The following is a 20454-nucleotide window of genomic DNA, read 5'->3' as shown; positions in this document are numbered from 1 at the left end:
CTGTTGGAGTTATTGGATTTTGGCCGAACTGCGCAGGCCGTCGACCGTCTTGGCGATTTCCTGCTCTTGCAGGTCACGGGCCAGTTGGCCTTTTACTTGGTCGTACGAAGGCACCTTCGCGTCACGCACGTCGGTCACCTTGAATACGTGCCAACCGGCGTTGGACTTCACCGGAGCCGGGCTCACGCCGCCCTTAGGCAGGGACTTGAGTGCAGCGGCCAGCGGCGGCACGTCGCGTTCCAATGCGGACAGGTTCATATAGCCCATGTCGCCACCGCTTTGCTTGGCGCTCGGATCCTTCGAGCGGGATTTGGCCAGCGATTCGAAGTTGCTGCCTTTCTTCAGGTCGGCAATGGCTTTCTTGGCATCGTCCTCGGAGCCCAGCACGATCTGGTAAGCATGGACCTCCTTGGTGCCTCGCACGTTGCCGGCGATCTTGTCGTAGGCTGCTCTCACTTTGGCGTCGTCAACCGGGTTCTTCTTCAGAATGTCGGCGAACAATGCTTCCTGAACCAGGTCGTTGCGCACTTCGTCCAGGCGCTTTTGCACTTCCGGGCTCTTGTCGAGGCCGCGACGCTTGGCCTCCTGGAGGATCAGCTCGCGATTGATCAGGCGGTTCTTCACCTCTTCGCGCAGCGCCGGGCTGTCCTTCACTTGGCCGTTGCTGTTCTTCTGCAGCATGGTCACGGCGTTGTCCACTTCGCTCTTGTCGATAGCTACGCCGTTGACGGTGGCTACCGGAGCAGCCAGAACGGGCAGGGCCAAGGTGGCTGCCACCATGGCAGCGGCCAGTCGATTCAGTCGCATATGCTTTTTCCTCGAGTGTAATGCTAGATTTCTTCAGGGCTGAGCGCTCGGATGCCCAGTGCGTGGATACGCGTCGACATCAGGTCGCCCAGTGTGCCGTAGATCAGTCGCTGCCGCTCAAGTCGGGACAGGCCGGTAAAGCGGGCGCTGACGATGGTTAGCTGATAATGCCCGCCACCACTTCTGGCCCCGGCATGGCCGGCGTGCAGGGCGCTTTCGTCTTCGATGTCGAGATGCTCGGGCGCGAGTGCGGCCAACCTATCTCGCATGAGCGCGAGTGTATCACTCATGCCGGCAGGACTTGTTTGAAAGGTTTGATATCGACGCTCTGGTAAACGTCGGCCGCCACATATGGGTCGGCGTCGGCCCAGGCGCGTGCCGCGTCGAGGGAGGCGAATTCGGCAACGATCAGGCTGCCGGAGAAGCCGGCTGGCCCCGGGTCAGTCGAGTCGATCGCCGGGAACGGCCCGGCGAGCACAAGACGCCCTTCCTGCTGCAAGGCATTCAGGCGCTCAAGGTGCGCCGGGCGTGCCGTGAGGCGCGCATCTAGCGAACCTGCGCGGTCGTGGCCGATGATGGCGTAGAGCATTACTTGGAATCCTCGATGTATTTGGACAGGTACAAGCTTTGGGCGATGACAAAGGCGACCATCAGGCCGATCCCGCCAAACAGTTTGAAGTTGACCCAGATTTCCTCGCTGAAGCGATAGGCGACCAAGAGGTTGATGCCACCCATTGCGAGAAAGAACACCGACCAGGCCAGATTGAGTTTCTTCCAGACGCCGTCGGGCAGGTTGATCTGCTGGCCCATGACGGCACGCATGCCGTTCTTGCCAGCCAGCGAGCCGGCCAAAAGCCCACCACCCATGATCCAGTAGAGCAGGGTAGGTTTCCACATGATGAAGTGCTTGTCGTGCAGCAAGAGCGTGGCGCCACCGAGCACCATGATCAGGCCGAGACTGACCCACTGCATCACCTCCACCTTTCGGTGGCGTATCCAGGCAACGGAGACCTGCAGTACGGTCGCAACCATAGCAGCGCCGGTGGCGATGAACATGTCGCGGGTGAACCAGTAGGCGCCGAAGAACAACAGGACGGGAAAGAGGTCAGCGAGAAATTTCATGCGAACGATTATGGGGGCAGGCGCGGGCTTCGACAAGCCAAGATGTCACAAGGGCACGGGCCGGGCAGGCGGTGCAGCCAAGAGCTGTCACCCCCGTTTAACTGGCTTGTGACCTGCCCGGCTTCAATGAGTTCCCTGGCTTGGTGCTGGCATTACTCCTTCGACACCTCCTTGCCGGCTCCCTGGCTGCCCTTGACGATCTGCAAGGCCGAGGCGACCAGTCCGCCGACATCGGCGACATTTGCCGGCAAGATCAGTGTGTTACCGCTCTTGGCCAGTTGACCAAATGCGCCGACGTATTGCTCGGCTACCTTCAGGTTGACTGCTTCCAGCCCGCCGGGTTCCTGCAACGCGCTGGCAATGCGGCGAATCGCGTCGCCAGTGGCGTCGGCGACCAGCCGCAGCGCCTCGGCCTCGCCCTGTGCTTTGTTGATCGTGGCCTGTTTGGCGCCGTTCGATTGGTTGATCGCCGCCTGCATCTGGCCCTCGGACTCCTGAATCGCCGCCTCGCGTTGACCGGTGGCGAGGTTGATCTGTTCGATCTTGCGTCCCTCGGACGTGGCGATGCGCGCGCGCTTTTCTCGCTCGGCGGTGATCTGCTGCTGCATTGCGTGCAGGATTTCTTGCGGCGGCACCAAGTCCTTGATCTCGTAGCGCAGCACCTTCACCCCCCAGGAGACCGCCGCCTCGTCCAGTGCAGCGACGACGGCGCGGTTGATCTCGTCGCGCTCTTCGAAGGTCCTGTCGAGTTCCATCTTGCCGATCACCGAGCGCAGCGTGGTCTGCGCCAACTGGCTGATCGCGACCACGTAGTTGTTCGATCCATACGAGGCGAGTTGCGGGTCGGTGATCTGGAAATACAGGATGCCGTCGACCTTCAGTTGGGTATTGTCACGGGTGATGCAGACTTGGCTCGGTACATCGAGAGGAATCTCGCGCAGATTGTGCTTGTAGGCGATTCGGTCGATGAACGGAATGATGATGTTGAGACCTGGAGTCAGCGTGCCGTGGTAACGGCCGAGCCGTTCCAGGATATAGGCGCTTTGCTGCGGGACTACGGCGACGGCTTTGAAGACGAAAATGACAAAGGCAACAAAAAAGGCGATCGCAAATTCCATGCTTACCTCGGGAGGGGGGGCTGCGGGGAAAGAATCAGTCGGTTGCCGTCACGGCCGACGATATAGCCGTGCTCGGGCGTGGGGCTTAGGGTGGCCGCAGCATCGAGCTGGATGTCCCACTCTGCGCCGCGATAAAAGCCTCGCCCGCGACCTTCGGCATCCAGGTGCAGGATGGTGACCTGCTGATAGAGGTCAGGGTCGTCAATGGTCGGGTCGACCCGACGCGGATTCAGGCGGCGCCGGTAGCGTATGAGTATGGCGAAGCCAACCAGGCCGATCAGGCTGCTGGCCAACAGGGAATAGGCCGGCTCCCCGCCAAGCAGCGCGGACAGACCGCCACCTGCCAGAGCAATGGCGACAACCAGCAGATAAAACGAACCGGACAGAAACTCGAGAATCAGTGCGATCAGTGCACCGACAAACCAGGCAGTAGGCGCCATCAACGATACCGGGAGGCCAGACTCCGACCATTGTCGACTTCCGGACGCGCTATCGCAAGTCCGAACGTCATGTTGATGGCATCAGACGTGATCCCGGTCAGGCAGGGTGTGAGACAGCCGTTCTTCCCCCTCATCATCGAGCCAAGTGCGCAGTGCAAAGCCGACTGCAACGATGACAACCCCGAAACCAATCAGCAGCATCACCATGATGACTCCTCCTTGTGGGAAGCAGGCGGCCGGAAAACGGGTTCTTTTAACCAGTGTAGTTGTTGGACCTGCCGCTTGCAGGACAGTTGCGTGAGCCTCTCGTTTTTACCGCGGCTCGCCGATTTCGGCCGGGCGCTCTAAGATACCGGACTGTCCATGTCGTCGAATTGTTCATGTACCACCTGAAAACACCTTGTCAGAGCGAGATCGAGATCAAGAAGAGCCGCTTCATTGCCTACGTCGAGCCGGTTGCTAACCGAGCCGAGGCGATGCAGCGGCTGGCCGAACTGCGCAGACAGTACCCAGACGCTCGTCACCACTGCTGGGTGCTGCTCAGCGAGACCGACTCCGGCCTCGACGATGACGGCGAGCCGGGCGGCACAGCCGCCAAGCCGATGTACAACGTACTGATGCACCGCAAGCTGACCAATGTGCTGGCGGTGGTGGTGCGTTACTTCGGCGGGATCAAGCTTGGTGCGGGCGGCTTAGTGCGTGCGTACTCGCAGGCAGTCAGCGAAGCGCTGGCCGATGCCGAATTGGTCGCGGTGGTGCGCAGCAAGACCTTGTGGTTCGGCGTACCGTTTGCGCTCGAGTCGGCGTTACGGCGCTGGTGCGAGCAGCAGGGGGTGCCGATACTGGAAGTGGACTACGGCGAGGCAGTTCGGCTTAGGGTCAGGTTGCCGGAGGACAGCGCCGATGCGCAGTGCGCGGCGCTCGCCGACAGCCTGCATGGCGCGCTGACGGTCGTCGCTGACGATTGAGAGCCTGTTCACGATCTCGCGAACGAAGGGTTGGCCAAGGCGAAATGAGGCGGAAAAGCGGAATGTACGGAGAGTGCATGAGCATGTTGAGCATTATTTCACCGCAGGATCACCCGAATGCAGCAGATCGTGAACAGATTCTGAGCCGGACCGGTGCCGTGGATGGCTGGTATAGTGGGGTTATACCGATGGCCAAGGGGTGGCGATGTTTTCAATCCTGATTGCAAATCCCAAGGGGGGCAGCGGCAAGTCGACGCTGGCGACCAATCTGGCCGGCTACTATGCTGCGGCTGGTCGCAAGGTGATGCTCGGCGATGTCGATCGCCAGCAGTCGTCGCTTGGCTGGCTGACGCGGCGAGCGGCGTCCCTGCCGGCGATATCCGGCTGGGAAGTCAAGGTTGGGGAGCCGACCAGGGCGCCGAGGGGGACCGAGGTGATCGTGCTCGACAGTTCGGCCGGCTTGCACGGCAAGAAGCTGGAGGCTTTGGTCGAGCGGGTCGACCGGGTCATCGTGCCGATTCAGCCATCGCCGTTCGATATGGCGGCAAGCGAAGCGTTTCTGGCCAAGCTGTTCGAGGAGAAAGCGGTGCGCAAAGGCCGCGCTTACGTCGGCGTGGTGGGCATGCGGGTTGATCCGCGTACTCGTTCGGCCCGCGAACTGGAGTCCTTCCTCAGCCAGTTCGAGGTGCCGGTGCTCGCGTGGTTGCGCGATACCCAGCTCTATGTCCATGCTGCAACGCAGGGGGCCACGTTGTTCGATTACCGGCCCGCGCAGGTGGCGCGCGAGCGGGAAAGCTGGCAGCCGATCATCGATTGGCTCCGTATCAGCGAAGGCCGAGTTGGTTAACGTGGCGTATTTATTTTAATGCGAAGTATTGACGCGTTAAGATAACTGGCCTAAATTCATCAGGAATTCTGTGTGCGAGCCGCGGTGCGGCAGCGCAGGGAAAAGTGCAAACGGGAGCCCCTAGGGGCTCCCGTTTTGTTTGGGGCCTGTCGTTTTGTGGGCCGGTCAAACACCGCATTACCCGTTGGAGAACGCACGCATGATCAAGACTGAATTCAACTACGGCGACATCTATCTCGTCCCGAAGAAAACCCTCGTCGACAGCCGCAAAGAGTGTGACACCTCGGTGCAGTTTGGCCCGCGCCGCTTCGAAATGCCGATTTACCCGGCCAATATGAAATCGGTGGTGGACGCGGAGACCTGCGAATACTTCGCGCGCCGTGGCTGGTTCTATACCATGCACCGCTTCAACGTCGATGCGGTGGCTTTCTGCTGCGACATGCAGTCCAAGGGCCTGTTCGCCTCGATCAGCATGGGCGTGAACGAAGACTCGTACCAGCAGCTGCGCGAGCTGAAAGCCGCCGGCATCACTCCGGAATACATTACCGTCGACGTTGCCAACGCCTGGTGCGTGAAGGCCGAGCGCATGATCAAGTACATCAAGGCCGAACTCCCAGGCAGCTTTCTAATCGGCGGCAATATCGCGACTGCTGGTGCGGCTCGCGATCTACAGGCCTGGGGCTGCGATGCGGTGAAGGCCGGTATTGCCGGTGGCCGAGTCTGCATCACCAAGAACAAGACCGGCTTCCACCGCCCGATGGTATCGACCGTCCTCGATGTGGTGGCGGCGGTGACGATCCCGGTGGTGGCCGACGGTGGTATCGTTGAGCACGGCGACATGGCAAAGGCGATCAACTGCGGGGCAGCGATGATCATGGCCGGCTCATTGTTTGCCGGCTATGACGAGTCGGCCGGCGAGATCGTGGAGATCGACGGCAAACACTATAAGGAATACTTCGGCAGCGCCTCGCAGTTCAACAAGGGGGCGTACGTCAATGTTGAAGGTAAGAAAATCCTGGTCGAATACAAGGGCAGCATTGACAAGCTGCTGAATGAGCTGCAAGAAGACCTGCAATCGTCGATCAGCTATGCCGGCGGCACCTCGCTGGTGGCGCTAACCGATGTCGAGCGAATTTTCGTGCATCGTTGATCAATGGTGAGGTCGTAATAAAAGGGACAGAAATGTCCTAATGCCGTTCACTTAAGGAAAAAGCACCGCCCACCAAGGTGGAAAAACGGTGCTTTTTTGTTACTTCCAAGCGTTCTTCGAAGCTAAAATCCGGACTGAACGGCTTAAGTGAACGGCATTACAGAAATGTCCCTTTTTTTCATTTTTGATTCAGTAGAAGATTTTTGTAGGGGGACACTCATAAATTTCAACCATCTAGCATGACCATTTTGTTAGAATGGCTTAAACAAATCAGCCCATTCGAAAAGAATAGCTACAAATGAAGACTAACCTGCCCATTACCGACGAAGAGCTGTTCGTTCACTCTGACCATCCCATTGTCACCAAGACCGACCTGAAAGGCGCGATCACCTATGCCAACCGGGCCTTCATCGAGATCAGTGGCTTCAGCGAGGCGGAGCTGATCGGCAAGAACCACAATGTGGTCCGCCACCCGGACATGCCGCCGGAGGCGTTCAAGGACCTGTGGGACACGGTCAAGACCGGCAACCCGTGGCGCGGCTTGGTGAAGAACCGCGCCAAGAACGGCGCGTTCTATTGGGTTGAAGCCTATGTGACGCCGATCACCGAGAACGGGAGTACCGTCGGTTATATGTCGGTGCGTTCGGCACCGAGTCGTTCCGAGGTGCAGGCGGCTGAGGCACTGTATCGCGCGGTGCGAAGCCGCACCGCAACAGTTCCGTCGTCGCTGCAGGCCTTGCAGCGACGCGTAAACCCCTTGCGCTGGGGCACGATCGGATTGGGGCTGGGTGGTGGCTTGATGTTGGGTGGCGCTGTGGTGCCGGACCTTGTTCTGGGCGGACGCCTGATGCTGGCACTGCCCGGTGCTGCGTTGGCGTTGGGCAGTGGCGGCTGGATGGTAGCGCATCTGAGCAAGTCGCTTGGCACGTTGCGTAAGGGCTTCCAGGCGCTGGCCGAAGGGCGGCTCAACCATAACTTTGCTATCACTGACGGCGGTCCGATCGGACGCTTGGTCGTCAACCTCGAATCGTTGCGCATTCACCTGCGTGCGGTGATCGCCGACGTATCCAGCGTCGGCGGCGTGACCTCGGCGGGTGCGAACTCGCTGCGCGAGGAGATGCACGCGCTGGCGGCGCGCTCTGTCGAGCAGGGCAGTGGGCTGCGCCAGATCAGCGGCAATATGGAAGTGATGAGTAACGCAATCGGTGAGGTGGTGGGGTTGGCCGACCAGGGGCGGCAGGGCGCTGCGCATACCCGCGAGGTGGCCAGCTCCGGTAGTGCCACGATGTTGGCTGCCACACAGGCTGCCGAGCGTGCGGTGGGCGTGGTCGACGAGTCGCGTCGGGCGATGCAAGAACTCGATCAGGCGATGACCGAGATCCGCAGCATGACTACCTTGATCCACGAGATCGCCGATCAGACCAATCTGCTGGCGTTGAACGCGGCGATCGAGGCGGCGCGGGCCGGCGAACTGGGCCGCGGCTTCGCCGTGGTGGCCGACGAGGTCCGCAAGCTGGCCGAGCGCACCACTACCACCACCGATTCGATCGGCGGCATCGTTGGGCGGATCGGTACGATCACCCAGTCGGCGGTGGCAAGCATGGACGCCACGGTCAGTGAGGTGGGGCAGGTCACAGAACAGATCCGGCTTTCTTCGGTCAATCTCGATGGGCTGATCGCCGCCGCCGAACAGGCCAATGCGCAGGCGGTGGAACTGGCCGCGCAAGTATCGCAAAAGTCGCAAGCGGTGCACGAGGTGGCGTCGGCGCTCGAGCAGCTCAACGTGCTGGCCGAGGATAACCTGGCCACCACCCGTCTAGTCGAGGGTAGTGCTGACCGGTTGGCTGAAGCAGCGGGGGATCTGGCCAAGCTGACGCGCGATTTTCGCAAGCACTGAGGCGAGTGCGCTCTCAATTAAGAAGAGGTCTGCCGAATCGTTGCTCACCCAGCTAGTGAACATGGTTTTGCCTGTAACGTTATTCTGCCTGCCGAACACCCCGCTTGCCGGGGTGTTTTTTTGTCCTCATCTGACGAGAGACCATACCTCCTCCAGACATGGCATGAATTTTTCAGGGCAGCTATGTTGATAAGCTATGTTTTTGGAGTATTCCTTCTGACGGCTTCAGGCTTGTTGAAGCAGACAATTGCAGCGACCAGAGGGGAATCTAGCAATTCCTCGGTCGGAGGATGTCGCCGTTCAGACGCACTGTAATTAACTGGGCTTCCCCAAGCCGTGGACACTCTCGACTCTCACGTGAAAGCCGTTCAATGGCTTTGGAGCTGACGTCACCAAGGCGATGGCGGCGGCGAGTTCGGTTGTGAGTGGGGGCAAGTCGCGGGCTGGTGGTACTAGTCCGTGCCGCTGCGGTGGTAAGGGGTCAATGTTCTATGCTGAGCAATGCGATGCCGACGATAGCCTGCACGTAGCTGTGAAGGGGCCCTGCATTGTTATGAAGGTGATTAAGCATACGGGTGCATCCAGGGCTGGCTTTATCCTGTTGACCCCCGTTTAGGTACAGCTTGCCTGTGCCTTTGCCCTACTGTTCCAGTGGCGGCGTGGATTGGGTCGCCAAAGTTGGGCATTACCCCCACCAACAGGGAAAGGGAGTTCGGGAAATGGCCGTTGTATCGACGGTTTTGTCACGCTGGACGATCTGGGTGCCTGCTACGGCATGGCTTGTATTGGGGGTGATCTATGTCATGCCAAGCCATGAAGCGCTGCTGGTGCTCGCTGCTGTTGCACTTGCGGGTGCGGTATTCAGTGCGGTGCATCACGCCGAAGTGGTTGCCCACCGTGTGGGTGAACCATACGGCACCTTGGTGCTGGCTGTGGCCGTCACCATCATCGAGGTTGCGCTAATCGTGTCGGTCATGTTGACTGCAACGCCCGAGAAAGCTGACCTTGCACGCGATACTGTGTTCGCAGCGGTGATGATCGTCTGCAATGGGATTGTCGGAATTTGTCTGCTGGTTGGAGGGATACGTCATCATGAGCAGGATTTCCAGGTGCGTGGTGCTAGTGCCGCGTTGGCCGTGCTTGCTTCACTGTCCATTCTGACCCTGGTGATGCCGAATTACACAAGCACTGGCCATGGCGAAATGCTATCGCTATCGCAGCTCATATTTGCTGGCTTGTCGTCTCTGGTTCTTTACGGCGTTTTTGTCTTTGTGCAGACCCTTCGGCACCGCGATTATTTCATCGCAAACGTGCCTGACGAGGATGTGCACGCCGAGCCCCCCAGTATTGGCACCGCCCGGTTGAGTGCCGGCTTTTTGCTGATATGTCTTGTTGCAGTGGTCCTGTTGGCGAAGGTGTTGTCGCCAGTGGTTGAGTCCCTGGTCGAAGATGCGGGTGCTCCAGACGCCGTAGTTGGCATTGTGATCGCAGCGCTCGTTTTGCTGCCCGAGGGTCTGGCTGCCGTGCGTGCCGCACGGGCCGACCGCCTGCAAAATAGCCTGAATCTGGCGCTGGGTTCGGCGCTCGCCTGTATCGGGTTGACGATTCCTACGGTGGCTTTAGTGTGTCTGTCCACCGGGCAGGCGCTTCTCCTGGGTATCGGTAGAAAAGAAACGGTGCTACTGGTCCTGACGTTGATGATCGCTACCCTCACGCTTGGTACAGGGCGCACGACACTGCTGCAAGGAGCGGTACATCTTTCGCTGTTCGCAGCATATTTATTCATCTCCTTCATGCCATAGGCTTGAAGGCATCCCCCATCCTCAGTGGCCCCGACATGCCTCTGTTTCGTCAAGTTCGTGCGTAGGAGCGATCCGCTTTCATGGTGTGATGATCAGTCGCAGCCTTAAATGTGCATATCTGAATACGTCGGTGATTGCATAGGGTTAAATGGTTCTTTCCTGTCTGGACAGGCAAGGAGGGCAGGCTCCGCTGCGGCGAAATGCGGGCAGTCCTGGGCTTAGCGGCGTGCCTCGGTCAGCATCTTCAGCGCAAGGCCGCCCAGCACGGCCCCCATCAGCCAGCGCTGGATCCGCTGCCAGAGCGGGCGCCCGGCCAGGAAGGCGGCGATGCCGGCAGCGCTGATGATGATCAGCGAGTTCATGGTAAGGCTAATCGCGATTTGCGTCGTGCCCAGTAGCAGCGACTGAACGAGGACGCTGCCCTTGGTCGGGACAATGAACTGCGGCAGGAGTGCGAGGTAGAGTAGCGCGACCTTGGGGTTGAGCAGGCTGGTGAAGAGGCCGACGGTGAACAGTTTTTTCGGGCTGTCCGGTGCCAGTTCGCGCACCTCGAACGGTGAGCGACCACCCGGCTTTAGCGCCTGCCAGGCAAGGTAGAGCAGGTAGACGGCGCCGGCCAGGCGCAGTGCGTCGTAGGCAAAGGGGACTGCGAACAAGAGTGCCGAGATGCCGAAGGCCGCACACAGTAGATAGAACACGAAGCCGAGTGCCACCCCTCCGAGCGAGACGAAACCGGCCTGACGTCCCTGGCAGAGCGAACGGGAGATCAGGTAGATCATGTTTGGCCCCGGGGTCAGCACCATGCCGAGGGCGACGAGCGCGAAGGTGAGCAGATGGGGTAGGTCGGGCATGGCGGGGCTCCGGGCGGGATGAAGTCATGAGCATAACACGGGCGTCTCAATACGGTTTTGGCGCGGCTAATAAGGTCCTTTCAGCATGGTTGCTCTGTCATGCTGGTCTGCTGTGCTGGATTGCAGTCTTACCGAATTTTGTCCGGGTTAGCGGCTCTTGACTGCAGATGGGGCGTGTCCTTATTCCACCAGACGGAAAGTGGCGCGGATCATCACCTTGTCGGCCGCGTCAAAGTGCCACCATTCGGTCGGGATGGTGGCAAAACCGGCCTCGGTCATGCAGCGGCGCAGCAGCAGCCGGTTGGCGTGTTGCTGGGCGTTGAGCTTGCCGTTGGCGAGCATTTCCTTTTCGCGGGCCGGGTGAGACAGCAACGTGAAGTCGTCAAACGGTGTGCCCATGTCTTGCTCAACGCCGTTTTCGTCCTCAAGCGTCAGGTCGATCGCCATGCCGAAGCTGTGGATCGAGCCCCGGTCGGGATTGGCGACGTAGATTTCCTTGGGCGTGCCTTCCACCGCGGCCCACAGTTGGCGCTGCACCCGGCCGGGGCGCAGTGCGTCGAGCACCAGGAGGTGCCAGCCGGGCTTGTAGCGTTGCAGCCGTCTAGCCGCTTCGGCGAGCTGGGTGGCGGCGCGCCGGTGCAGGAAGCCGCCGTCGAAGTGGCCGTACAGGTCGCGGCCGATGAAGTTGTTGTTGCTGGCGTAACGCAGATCGATCCGAACATGCGGGATGTCGCGGATCGTCACGTATTCGTCGTGGCCGGCCAGCGCCTCAAGCGGGATGATGATGTGCGCGGGTTTCATCCGGGGTCTCCGCGGTGAATAGGGTTTGGTCTAGCCGCAGTGTTTGGCGGTCGGCATCGAGGGTGACGAGTGCGCCGAACGGCAGCGTCAGGTTCGGCGTGCAATGTCCGGCCCGCCAGCCGCCCAGCACCGGAATGGACAAGGGCAAGAGATAGTCCTGCCAGACCATGTCGAGCGCGGCGAGCTTGCCTGGATCGGTCTGGGCAAAATCGCCGAGCAGCACGCCGCTGAGCTGCTCGAGCACGCCGGCGAGGCGCAGGTGGTTGAGCAGCCTGTCGACGCGGTATGGCTCCTCGTTGACGTCCTCGAGGAACAGGATGGCGCCGTCTGCCTGCAGCGCCCATGGGGTGCCGAGCATTGAGCACAGCATGCTCAAGTTGCCGCCGACCAGCCGGCCCTGCGCCACGCCGCCGTGCAACGTTATGAGTGGGTAGTCGGCAGGATGAAGCAAGGTGCTGCCGGCTCCGATCTCGCCGCGCAACTGCGCCCACAGCGAATGTTTCGTGTGTGGCTCGTCGTAGCGCAGCAGGTCGGTGGTCAGCATCGGTCCGTGAAACGTGACGAGGCCGGCCTGCTGGTTGAACAGCGTGTGCAAGGCGGTAAGATCGCTATAGCCGACGAAGGGCTTGGGGTGGGCGGCGATCAGATCGACATCGATCGCGTCGAGCAGGCGCGGGGAGCCGTAACCGCCACGTAGACACAGCACCGCGGCGAAGCGCGGATCGGCAAAGGCGGTGTGCAGGTCGTCGAGGCGCACCGCATCGCTGCCGGCCAGATGGTGCCGGCGCGAGTGGCAGCTCGGCGCGGTAGCCTTGTTCGGCCAGCCACGGCGCGACACGGACGACCTGGTCGGCAGAGGCGGGGCCGGCCGGTGCGATCACCGCGAGCGTGTCGCCTTGGCGTAGCGGGCGCAACAGGGGCGATGGGGTCATTCAGGGCTCCAGCCAGTGTTTCATCAGATTGTCGATGGTGGCTCCCAGTGTAGCCAGTTGCACCGGATAACAGCCAGGGGCCAAAGCGGGGTCGGCATAGCGCTCCCCCAGATTGCTGGTGAGCGACACGATGTAGTGGCGCGACGCCCGTCCCGGAATGCCGCGCACGATGCCCGCGTCGCTGCCGTAATTCTCGGTGCGACCGGTCTTGTGGTCGAAGTAGACCTCCGCATCGGATGCGGCAGCGGCAGCTCCTGAAGGGTAGGTCTTGCCGTCGAGCCGCGCACCACCGCCAGTGCTTAGCCAGCGCGGCGCAAGCCAAGCAGGCAGGCCGCATGGGTAACCCGGTACCCCGGCTAGCGCCGTGCTCGACAGCATGTCGTGCAGGCCTTGATTGCGCAGTAGATGGCGCAACAGTGCCCGTTCGGTCAGGCCGAGTGGGCGCTGTACCGGCTCGCCGTCGACCCTCCAGTCGGGCATCAGCGCCTCGTCGTCCAGCAGCCAGAGCAGGCGGGCCATGTCCCAGGCGCCGACGTGGATGTGTCCGACTCCGGAGCCGGCCGTATTTCCCCAGCCGCCGTCCGCGGCAGTGTCGTCGAAGCGCAGCAGCGGCAAGCCGAGCCGCCCGCACAGCGCATTCACCGCATTGCGGGTCTCGCCCTCGTCGCGGCGGGTTATCTGGCCAGCCTGGTGCAGCAACCGGGTCAACACGCTGGTGGCGCGGTTGCAGCTGACCGTGATCATCGCGTCGAGCCAGTCGATCAGCGGGCGGGTTTCGCCGTCGTACTCAATCGGGTTGTGCAGGGTGTAGAGACCGACTGCGACCAGCTCCAGCACGCCGAGAGCCGGCAAGAGCTTGAGTAGCGAGGCCGGGTAAGGGGAGACAAAGTCGTATTCGGGGCGGCGCGGCGTGTTGAGTGCGCGCCAGCGAAGCCGCAGCCAGTCGCTGTCGGCTCGCCAGGCGATGCTGTTGCCGGTGGCATCCTGCTGGTCGGCGAGGAAGCGGACGTTGGCGACCGCAAAGCTGGCTGAATCAAAGCGGGCGATGATGCCTTCGGGAAAGGCGCGTGAGAACAGCACGTTGGCGTACACTGGTGCGGCGCCACGCGGAAAGGCGATCAGCGCCAGGTCGAGCGATGGAAAGTGGCGTATCGGCCTGCCACCGTCCTGCGGGTCGGCGATTGATTCGAAATGCTGGTCCAGAACGGCGCAGCGCGTCGGCGAGTGTCGCCGATGTCAGTGGCGGCTTCGTCGATAGCGGGGTTTCTCGCGGGCGGGATGAGGGCATGTCGTCAGTCTAGATTAGGCACGACCTGGATGGCGATGGGATCACTGCGCCGGCTGCAAGCCGTCCAGCCCCGGCGGGATGGGCCGGCCGAGAAGCTGCCGGGCGAGCAGTTCGCCGCTGCCGGCCGCCAGGGTGAAGCCCAGCGCGCCGTGGCCGAGGTTGAGCCACAGATTGTCGGGGCCGGCGCGGCCGATCATCGGCACGCCGCTCGGGGTGGCCGGGCGCAGGCCGGCCCACGGGAGAGCCGACTCAAGCAGGCCGCTTTGCGGCAGGCTGCTCCTGACCAGCCGGGTCAGCGTATCGATGCGGCCGCGGTCGATTCGGTTGTCGAAGCCGACCAGATCGACCATTGCGGCTACCCGCAACCGCTCGCCGATCGGCGCGTACAGCACCTTGTTGTCGAAATCGGTGACGCTGAGGCGGGGCGCTTGGCTGCCTAGCGGCATGTCGAGGCTATAGCCCTTGAGGGGGTAGAGCGGCAGACGCAGACCCAACTGCCGTCCCAGCGCGACGCTGCCGACCCCGGCGGCCAGCACCACAGCGTCGCAGTCGTAGCGACCCGTTTTCGTCAACACTGCATCGATCCACTGCCCGTTGCACTCGAAGCCGGTCACGGTTTCGCCGAAGCAGAAGCGCACATCGAGGCCCTCTAGGGCGATCCGCTCTTTCAGTCGCAGGCAGAACAGCCGGCAGTCGGCGACTTCCTCGCTGGGCGTATGGATGCCGCCGGCGATCCGGCCCCGCTGGTTCTGCAACGCCGGCTCCAGTTCGAGGCACGCGTTGCCGTCGAGCGCTCGCTGTTCGGCGCCGAGGCTGCGTTGGTAGTCGAGCAGGCGCTGTGCCGTCTCGAAACCGGCCGCTTGGCGGAAGATCACCAGTTTGCCGTTGCGTCGCCAGTGATACCCCTCCAAGCCCTCGTCGCGCAATTGTTGCATCAATGCACGGCTATGCTGCGCCAGCTGCCAGAGGCGAGCGGTACCGCTGCGGTTGGCCGCGACATTGCAAACACGCAGGAACTGCCACAGCCACGCCCACTGGCGCGGGTCGGCGCGCAGCTTCAAACGCATCGGTGCGTCCTTCTTCAACATCCAGCCCAGTGCCTTCATCGGCATGCCGGCATCGGCCAGCGGTGAGACATAGCTGTAGCTGAGCTGCCCGCCGTTGGCTCGGCTTGCCGCTTGCGCGACGTCGTCGGCCTGCTCGAGCACGGTGACGCTCAGCCCCCGCTGAGCCAGATAATAAGCGCTGGTCAGGCCTATCACGCCGCCGCCGATGATGCAGATTCGTTCCATGAAGCCAGTCCGTTGGGAGGTACTTTCAGCGTACGCAGCCGCTGCAGGGCTGACCAATGAAAAGATGCACGAGGGGGAGAACCTGCGGTTCTGGGCGGCGACTGTTACGCGGGTGTTACATCTGTAACCCCTTGGCTGCTACTCTAGCTCTACAGCCTTCCCATGACTTGGGGTTATGCCTGTCCCACATTAATTCATTTGGGGTGGGCCGGCCTCTTGAATCGGCGAAGCGGCTCAAAAGGCCCGCCAATAAAAAAGTACAAAGGAGAAATTGGATGAAGCATCGCTTTGCCGCCCTGATGGCGGCTTGTGCAGTGAGCGTGGCCGCGCCTGCTGCCATGGCCGCCAAACCGCTGGTGTTCTGTGCCGAGACGGCGCCCGAGGGCTTCGATCCGGCGCTGTGGGACAGTGCCTCGACGTATAATGTCGCCCGCCAGATCTTCCAGGGCCTGGTCGAGTTCAAGCGCGGTGGCACGGCCTTGCAGCCGGCGCTGGCGACCAGTTGGGAAGTGTCGGACGACGGGCTCGAATACACTTTCCATCTGCGCCACGGAGTGAAGTTCCACAGCACTGATTACTTCCAGCCTAGCCGCGACTTCAACGCCGACGATGTGGTGTTCACCGTCACCCGTTGGATCAATCCGGAGACGCCATTCAACAAGGCGTTCAGGACTCAGATGATCGGCCCGAACGACTACGGCATCGCGCAGAGCGTGGAGTCGGTGCAGAAGGTGGACCCGTACACCGTCAAGCTGCGCCTGAAGGAGCGCAACTCGACTTTCATCAACTTCCTGGCGATGGGCTGGGCGGGCATGCAGTCGGCCGAGTACGCGGGCAAGCTGTTGGTCGAAGGCCGCGCCGCTGACATCAACCAGAAGCCGATCGGCACCGGCCCTTATCTGTTCAAGAGCTATGCGAAGGATGCGGCGGTGCGCTACGCGGCCAACCCGAACTACTGGGGTAAGAAGCAGAAGACGCAGAGCTTGGTGTTCGCGATCGTTACCGACCCGCAGGTGCGGCTGCAGAAGCTCAAAAACAACGAGTGCCAGGTGGCCGCGGCGGTGCGCGAGTCCGATCTCGACGGCCTTGCTGGAGTGCCGGGCATCAAGATCGTGTCGACTGGGGCGATGAACATTTCCTATCTCGCCTACAACCTGAAGCGGCCTCAGCTTGCCAACCGCGATGTGCGTGTGGCGCTCGACATGGCGATCGACCGGGATGCGCTGTTCCGCGCGATGTTTCCCAAGGGCGGCGCGACGCAGGCGATCAACCCATACCCGCCGTCGGTGTGGAGTTGGAACGGCAGGAACAAGAACGAATACAACCCGGAGAAGGCCAAGCAGTTGCTCGCCAAGGCGGGCTATCCGAACGGCTTCACGCTGAACCTGTGGGCACTGCCGGTACAGCGGCCGACCAACCCCAACGGCAAGCTGATGGCGCAGATGATTCAGCAGGACTGGGCCAAGATCGGCGTGAAGGCGAATATCCAGAGCTATGAATGGGGCGAGTACCTGAAACGCGCCGCCCAAGGCGAGCACGATGTGTACATGAGCGGCTGGACCAGCGACTCGGGCGACCCGGACGACTTCCTGTGGGGCACGCTGTCGTGCAGCGTCAGCAAGGACGGCCAGCGCTTCTGCAACAAGGAATTCGATGAGCTGCTGCAGAAGGCGCGGCAAACCAGCGACAAGCGCCAGCGCACCGCCTACTACCTGAAGGCGCAGGAGATTTTCAAGCGCGAGCGGCCGTGGATCACCATCGCGCATTCGAAGATCTACATCCCGATGCGTAGCGACGTGCAGGGCTTCGTGATGAACCCGAACGGCTCGTTCGATTTCGAAGACGTATCGATCAAATAAGCATCGCGTTCAAACACCGCCGGCGGCGGCTTCGGCCGATCCGCCGGCGTTTGCCTGGTGACATAATGGCTCACACACCTTTCCATCCGCTGCTCGAGGCACTGCGTCCGCTGGCACCCGAACTGATCGCCTTCCGTCGCGAGCTGCACCAGTATCCCGAACTATCGCAACAGGAATACCGCACCAGTGACCGGGTCGCCGAGCTGCTGACCGCTTGGGGCATCGAGGTGACGCGAGGCATCGGCGGCGCGGGACTCGTCGGCACGCTGCGTGCCGGCACCAGCCAGCGTAGCATTGGTCTGCGTGCCGATATGGATGCGCTCCTTATCCAGGAGGAAACCGACAAGCCGTACGCGTCGCAGCACGCCGGAGTGATGCACGCCTGCGGCCATGACGGCCATACCGCGATGCTGCTGTTGGCGGCGCGCTATCTGGCTCAGACGCGCCGCTTCGACGGCACCGTGCAGTTTATCTTTCAGCCCGACGAGGAAAAGGACGCCGGCGCGGCGCGAATGATCGCCGACGGGCTGTTTGAGCGTTTCCCGGTCGATGGCGTCTACGCGATGCATAACCAGCCCGACATGGAGCAGGGGGCGCTGGCGGTGCGCGCCGGCCCGGTAATGGCGGGCACGGTGCGCTTCGACATCGACATCGTCGGCGTCGGCACGCACGCGGCACGGCCGCACAAGGGGGTCGACCCGATTGTGGTCGCCTCGCACGTGGTGCTGGCGCTGCAGACCATCGTCAGTCGCAATCTAGACCCGCTCGAATCGGCGGTGGTGACGGTGGGAACGCTGCAGGCCGGTACCGTGCACAATGTGGTGCCGCAGCGCGCCACGCTGTCGGGCACGATGCGCTACTTCAAGCCCGAGGTGCGCGACCTGTTGGAGCAGCGCCTGCCGCTCTTGGTCGAGCAGACCGCCGCTGCGCACGGCGCGCGCGCCATCGTGAAGCTCACGCGCGGCTATCTGTCGACGATCAACCACGAGCGCGAGGCCGGCTACTGCCGCGAGGTGGCGCGCCGGCTGGTCGGCGACGACAAGCTGTTCCTCGACAAGCCGCCGAGCATGGGAGCAGAGGACTTCGCCTATATGCTGCAGGCGGTGCCAGGGTGCTACGTCTACATCGGCAACGGGCCGGGCGAGGGCGGCTGTCTGCTGCACAACCCGCATTACGATTTCAACGATGACAATGTGCTGGTCGGCGCCGCATTCTGGGTGGCGTTGGCCGAAACCCAGCTCGGTGGTGAGGCACCGCCGGCATGAGGCTTCGCCATATCGAGATCTTCGGCGTGGTGATGTAGGCCGGTTCGATCAGCGCGGCCGCACAGTGGCTACATGTGTCGCAGCCGGCGGTGACCAAGGCGCTGCAGCAGGCCGAGCAGCAGCTGGGTTTTCGGCTGTTCGACAGGGTGAAAGGGAAGCTCTACCCGGCGCCGGAGGCGACCGAGCTGTACGCCGAGGTGGAGAAGCTCAACGCCAACGTCCAATCCATGCGGCGGCTGGCGACGAATCTGCGCGGCGGGGTGGCAGAGCGGGTGAAAGTGGTGGCGACGCCGGCGTTGGCAGTCAGCGTGATGCCGCAAGCGCTCGGTCAGTGGCGGCGGCGCCAGCCGCATGCCTTGTGTGACCTGGCGACCCAGCATACCCTCGAGATCGTCGAGGCGTTGCTGATGCGCGAGGCGGATGTCGGCTTCACCTTGCAGCCGCCCGACCATCCCGGTATCGACAGTGGGTGCTGGCACGGGCCGAACTGGTTGTGATCGCGCCGGCGGCCTCCGAACCGATGACGATCGCCGAGTTCGATGGGGCGCCGACGGTCGGCTTTCCCGAGACCGACCATATCGGCCGGCTGTTTGCCGACGCCTGTGCGCAGCATGGCGTGACGCCGGCCGTCACCACCTGCGTGCAGACCTTCCAGATCGCTCGGGAGCTGGTGGCGCAGGGCGGCGGCTTGGCGCTGGTCGACCCGTTTACCGCGAGCCTGTCGAGTGGGGCCGGCATCGTCGCAAGGCCGCTGAGCCCGGCGATAGGGCTGGGGGTCTGCGCGCTGACGGTGCGCGGCATGGCTGTGGGTGACAGTGTCGCGCAGATGATCGATGCATTCGCCGGGGTAGCCCAACGGGTCGTCTCGACGGATTAGCTTCCCGCTCTGTTTCGACCAACCCTGGCCTATTTCAATGCCCTGTCGGGCTGCCTGACCCCGTTTTTGACCGTTCAGCCAAATAAAAAGGCTATGTCACCGTTAGGTGTGGAATTGCCTCCTCAGCGACCTAATCTTCCAGATTGATGGTCATCACGACGGGGGAGATGATGAAAGCGACTGAGTTTGAACGGTGGCTGAGCCATGTGTCCCGTCTGACGAGGCGTCAGCGAGAGCGGCTTGCTGATGCATTGCGGGAACACGATGACACCGAACGCTGCAGAGCCCTCATTGAGTCACGGCTAGCCGATAAGGCTTGCCCACATTGCGGGACCACCGCGGCCTACCGGCATGGAACGGCTCATGGTTTGCAGCGGTATCGCTGCCGGCGCTGCCAGAGAACTTTCAACGCGCTGACGAACACCCCACTAGCCCGGCTCCGCCGGAGGGAGAAGTGGCTCGGCTACAGCCAGGCGATGCTGGATTCGCTGACGGTGCGCCGCTCAGCCGGGATGCTGGGCCTGCATCGGAACACGACATTTCGCTGGCGTCACCGTTTCCTGGCCTGGCTGAAAGACGACCGTCCGGCCCGCCTGTTCGGCATTACCGAGGCCGACGAAACCTATCTGCTCGAATCGGAAAAAGGCGCCCACCACCTGCAGCGCTCCTCGCGTCGGCGCGGGGGCGTCGCGAGTTTGCGTGGCTTGTCCAAACAGCAAGTCTGTGTGCTGGTCGCCCGCGACCGCAGTGGGCAAACCCTCGACTTTGTGACGGGGAAAGGGCAAGTGACCAAGGCACAACTCAAAGCGGTCTTGCCGGCTGTTCTCGACAAAGACGTGCTGTTGGTGAGCGATGGGAATGCCACCTACCGGTACTTCGCCCGCGAGGCTAACATCTCGCATGAGGCGGTCAATCTCAAGGCAGGTCGCCGTGTTCGGGGGGCTTACCACGTTCAGAACGTCAATGCCTACCACAGTCGCCTACGCGCGTGGCTCAACCGCTTCCACGGCGTGGCGACTAAGTACTTACCCAACTACTTGGGCTGGCGCCGACACCTTGACGCCCACCGTATCAGCACGCCGGCAGCCCTCCTGGATGGTGCTCTTGGCAAGTTTCCACACCTAACGGTGACATAGCC

The 20454-nt window shown here is 62.1% G+C and carries 20 protein-coding genes and 1 pseudogene; 9 read left to right on the top strand and 12 right to left on the bottom strand.

The features are described from left to right. Positions 1-9: 9 nt before the first annotated feature. From QU481_RS11705 to QU481_RS11675, 7 genes are all read right to left on the bottom strand, one after another. Entirely contained in the window at positions 10-807 is a 798-nt protein-coding gene (locus tag QU481_RS11705) for a peptidylprolyl isomerase (RefSeq protein WP_289830190.1), read from the bottom strand. Positions 808-830: 23 nt separating this feature from the next. Beyond that, positions 831-1097, bottom strand: a complete 267-nt coding sequence (locus QU481_RS11700) for a BolA family protein (protein ID WP_289830189.1) — start codon at positions 1095-1097, stop codon at positions 831-833. Next, positions 1094-1396, bottom strand: a complete 303-nt coding sequence (locus tag QU481_RS11695; RefSeq protein ID WP_289830188.1) for a YciI family protein — start codon at positions 1394-1396, stop codon at positions 1094-1096. Before QU481_RS11695 ends, QU481_RS11700 begins: the two co-directional genes overlap by 4 nt. Then, the gene (locus QU481_RS11690) at positions 1396-1929 is read right to left on the bottom strand and encodes a septation protein A (protein WP_289830187.1); all 534 of its coding nucleotides are present in this window, start codon (positions 1927-1929) and stop codon (positions 1396-1398) included. Before QU481_RS11690 ends, QU481_RS11695 begins: the two co-directional genes overlap by 1 nt. A gap of 152 nt (positions 1930-2081) precedes the next feature. Further along, positions 2082-3047, bottom strand: a complete 966-nt coding sequence (locus QU481_RS11685) for an SPFH domain-containing protein (RefSeq protein WP_289830186.1) — start codon at positions 3045-3047, stop codon at positions 2082-2084. Between the two features lie 2 nt (positions 3048-3049). Further along, the gene (locus QU481_RS11680) at positions 3050-3487 is read right to left on the bottom strand and encodes an NfeD family protein (RefSeq protein WP_289830185.1); all 438 of its coding nucleotides are present in this window, start codon (positions 3485-3487) and stop codon (positions 3050-3052) included. Between the two features lie 81 nt (positions 3488-3568). After that, complete coding sequence (locus QU481_RS11675; protein WP_289830184.1) at positions 3569-3694, bottom strand: hypothetical protein; 126 nt, start codon at positions 3692-3694, stop codon at positions 3569-3571. Between the two features lie 173 nt (positions 3695-3867). Between QU481_RS11675 and QU481_RS11670 the strand changes: the two genes are divergently transcribed. The 5 genes from QU481_RS11670 (at position 3868) to QU481_RS11650 (ending at position 10151) form a co-directional block, all read left to right on the top strand. Then, the gene (locus tag QU481_RS11670) at positions 3868-4455 is read left to right on the top strand and encodes an IMPACT family protein (protein WP_289830183.1); all 588 of its coding nucleotides are present in this window, start codon (positions 3868-3870) and stop codon (positions 4453-4455) included. A 205-nt stretch (positions 4456-4660) separates the two neighbouring features. After that, positions 4661-5302 (top strand): nucleotide-binding protein, encoded by a 642-nt coding sequence (locus QU481_RS11665; protein ID WP_289830182.1) that lies wholly within the window; start codon positions 4661-4663, stop codon positions 5300-5302. Positions 5303-5501: 199 nt separating this feature from the next. Beyond that, complete coding sequence (locus QU481_RS11660) at positions 5502-6452, top strand: GMP reductase (RefSeq protein ID WP_289830181.1); 951 nt, start codon at positions 5502-5504, stop codon at positions 6450-6452. Between the two features lie 298 nt (positions 6453-6750). Then, complete coding sequence (locus QU481_RS11655) at positions 6751-8349, top strand: methyl-accepting chemotaxis protein (RefSeq protein WP_289830180.1); 1599 nt, start codon at positions 6751-6753, stop codon at positions 8347-8349. Positions 8350-9068: 719 nt separating this feature from the next. Continuing rightward, positions 9069-10151 (top strand): calcium:cation antiporter, encoded by a 1083-nt coding sequence (locus QU481_RS11650; protein ID WP_289830179.1) that lies wholly within the window; start codon positions 9069-9071, stop codon positions 10149-10151. Positions 10152-10369: 218 nt separating this feature from the next. Here QU481_RS11650 and QU481_RS11645 read toward each other — a convergent pair whose 3' ends face one another. The 5 genes from QU481_RS11645 to QU481_RS11625 form a co-directional block, all read right to left on the bottom strand. After that, a complete protein-coding gene (locus QU481_RS11645) occupies positions 10370-11002 on the bottom strand; it encodes a LysE family translocator (RefSeq protein WP_289830178.1) in 633 nt (210 codons plus the stop codon). Between the two features lie 180 nt (positions 11003-11182). Then, positions 11183-11803 (bottom strand): M15 family metallopeptidase, encoded by a 621-nt coding sequence (locus QU481_RS11640; RefSeq protein ID WP_289830177.1) that lies wholly within the window; start codon positions 11801-11803, stop codon positions 11183-11185. Beyond that, complete coding sequence (locus tag QU481_RS11635; protein WP_289830176.1) at positions 11772-12641, bottom strand: S66 peptidase family protein; 870 nt, start codon at positions 12639-12641, stop codon at positions 11772-11774. Before QU481_RS11635 ends, QU481_RS11640 begins: the two co-directional genes overlap by 32 nt. 94 nt (positions 12642-12735) lie before the next feature. After that, entirely contained in the window at positions 12736-13827 is a 1092-nt protein-coding gene (locus tag QU481_RS11630; RefSeq protein ID WP_289830175.1) for a serine hydrolase family protein, read from the bottom strand. Between the two features lie 237 nt (positions 13828-14064). Continuing rightward, the gene (locus QU481_RS11625) at positions 14065-15315 is read right to left on the bottom strand and encodes a D-amino acid dehydrogenase (RefSeq protein WP_289830174.1); all 1251 of its coding nucleotides are present in this window, start codon (positions 15313-15315) and stop codon (positions 14065-14067) included. Positions 15316-15590: 275 nt separating this feature from the next. On the opposite strand from QU481_RS11625, the gene QU481_RS11620 reads away from it, so the two are divergent. From QU481_RS11620 to QU481_RS11600, 4 genes and pseudogenes are all read left to right on the top strand, one after another. Continuing rightward, on the top strand, positions 15591-17174 hold the full coding sequence (locus QU481_RS11620; RefSeq protein WP_289830173.1) for an ABC transporter substrate-binding protein: 1584 nt from the start codon (positions 15591-15593) through the stop codon (positions 17172-17174). 65 nt (positions 17175-17239) lie between these two features. Beyond that, positions 17240-18439: a M20 aminoacylase family protein gene (locus tag QU481_RS11615; RefSeq protein ID WP_289830172.1), complete on the top strand. Its 1200-nt coding sequence runs from the start codon at positions 17240-17242 to the stop codon at positions 18437-18439. A gap of 47 nt (positions 18440-18486) precedes the next feature. Beyond that, positions 18487-19316 (top strand): annotated as a pseudogene (locus QU481_RS23870) (LysR family transcriptional regulator). 170 nt (positions 19317-19486) lie between these two features. Next, the gene (locus QU481_RS11600) at positions 19487-20452 is read left to right on the top strand and encodes an IS1595 family transposase (RefSeq protein WP_289830262.1); all 966 of its coding nucleotides are present in this window, start codon (positions 19487-19489) and stop codon (positions 20450-20452) included. Positions 20453-20454 lie beyond the last annotated feature (2 nt).

This window comes from Crenobacter oryzisoli (genome assembly GCF_030385785.1).
Taxonomy (GTDB): domain Bacteria; phylum Pseudomonadota; class Gammaproteobacteria; order Burkholderiales; family Chromobacteriaceae; genus Crenobacter_A; species Crenobacter_A oryzisoli.
Note: the sequence above shows the minus strand (reverse complement) of the source record. Positions and strands in the feature narration are given on the sequence as shown.

Bases quoted from the DNA above. Each gene is read 5' to 3' on its own strand.
- QU481_RS11670 (WP_289830183.1), top strand. From the start codon at position 3,868: ATGTACCACCTGAAAACACCTTGTCAGAGCGAGATCGAGATCAAGAAG.
- QU481_RS11690 (WP_289830187.1), bottom strand. From the start codon at position 1,929: ATGAAATTTCTCGCTGACCTCTTTCCCGTCCTGTTGTTCTTCGGCGCC.
- QU481_RS11695 (WP_289830188.1), bottom strand. From the start codon at position 1,396: ATGCTCTACGCCATCATCGGCCACGACCGCGCAGGTTCGCTAGATGCG.
- QU481_RS11685 (WP_289830186.1), bottom strand. From the start codon at position 3,047: ATGGAATTTGCGATCGCCTTTTTTGTTGCCTTTGTCATTTTCGTCTTC.
- QU481_RS11655 (WP_289830180.1), top strand. From the start codon at position 6,751: ATGAAGACTAACCTGCCCATTACCGACGAAGAGCTGTTCGTTCACTCT.
- QU481_RS11660 (WP_289830181.1), top strand. From the start codon at position 5,502: ATGATCAAGACTGAATTCAACTACGGCGACATCTATCTCGTCCCGAAG.
- QU481_RS11645 (WP_289830178.1), bottom strand. From the start codon at position 11,002: ATGCCCGACCTACCCCATCTGCTCACCTTCGCGCTCGTCGCCCTCGGC.
- QU481_RS11680 (WP_289830185.1), bottom strand. From the start codon at position 3,487: ATGGCGCCTACTGCCTGGTTTGTCGGTGCACTGATCGCACTGATTCTC.
- QU481_RS11675 (WP_289830184.1), bottom strand. From the start codon at position 3,694: ATGGTGATGCTGCTGATTGGTTTCGGGGTTGTCATCGTTGCAGTCGGC.
- QU481_RS11625 (WP_289830174.1), bottom strand. From the start codon at position 15,315: ATGGAACGAATCTGCATCATCGGCGGCGGCGTGATAGGCCTGACCAGC.
- QU481_RS11650 (WP_289830179.1), top strand. From the start codon at position 9,069: ATGGCCGTTGTATCGACGGTTTTGTCACGCTGGACGATCTGGGTGCCT.
- QU481_RS11705 (WP_289830190.1), bottom strand. From the start codon at position 807: ATGCGACTGAATCGACTGGCCGCTGCCATGGTGGCAGCCACCTTGGCC.
- QU481_RS11620 (WP_289830173.1), top strand. From the start codon at position 15,591: ATGAAGCATCGCTTTGCCGCCCTGATGGCGGCTTGTGCAGTGAGCGTG.
- QU481_RS11665 (WP_289830182.1), top strand. From the start codon at position 4,661: ATGTTTTCAATCCTGATTGCAAATCCCAAGGGGGGCAGCGGCAAGTCG.
- QU481_RS11640 (WP_289830177.1), bottom strand. From the start codon at position 11,803: ATGAAACCCGCGCACATCATCATCCCGCTTGAGGCGCTGGCCGGCCAC.
- QU481_RS11615 (WP_289830172.1), top strand. From the start codon at position 17,240: ATGGCTCACACACCTTTCCATCCGCTGCTCGAGGCACTGCGTCCGCTG.
- QU481_RS11600 (WP_289830262.1), top strand. From the start codon at position 19,487: ATGAAAGCGACTGAGTTTGAACGGTGGCTGAGCCATGTGTCCCGTCTG.
- QU481_RS11700 (WP_289830189.1), bottom strand. From the start codon at position 1,097: ATGAGTGATACACTCGCGCTCATGCGAGATAGGTTGGCCGCACTCGCG.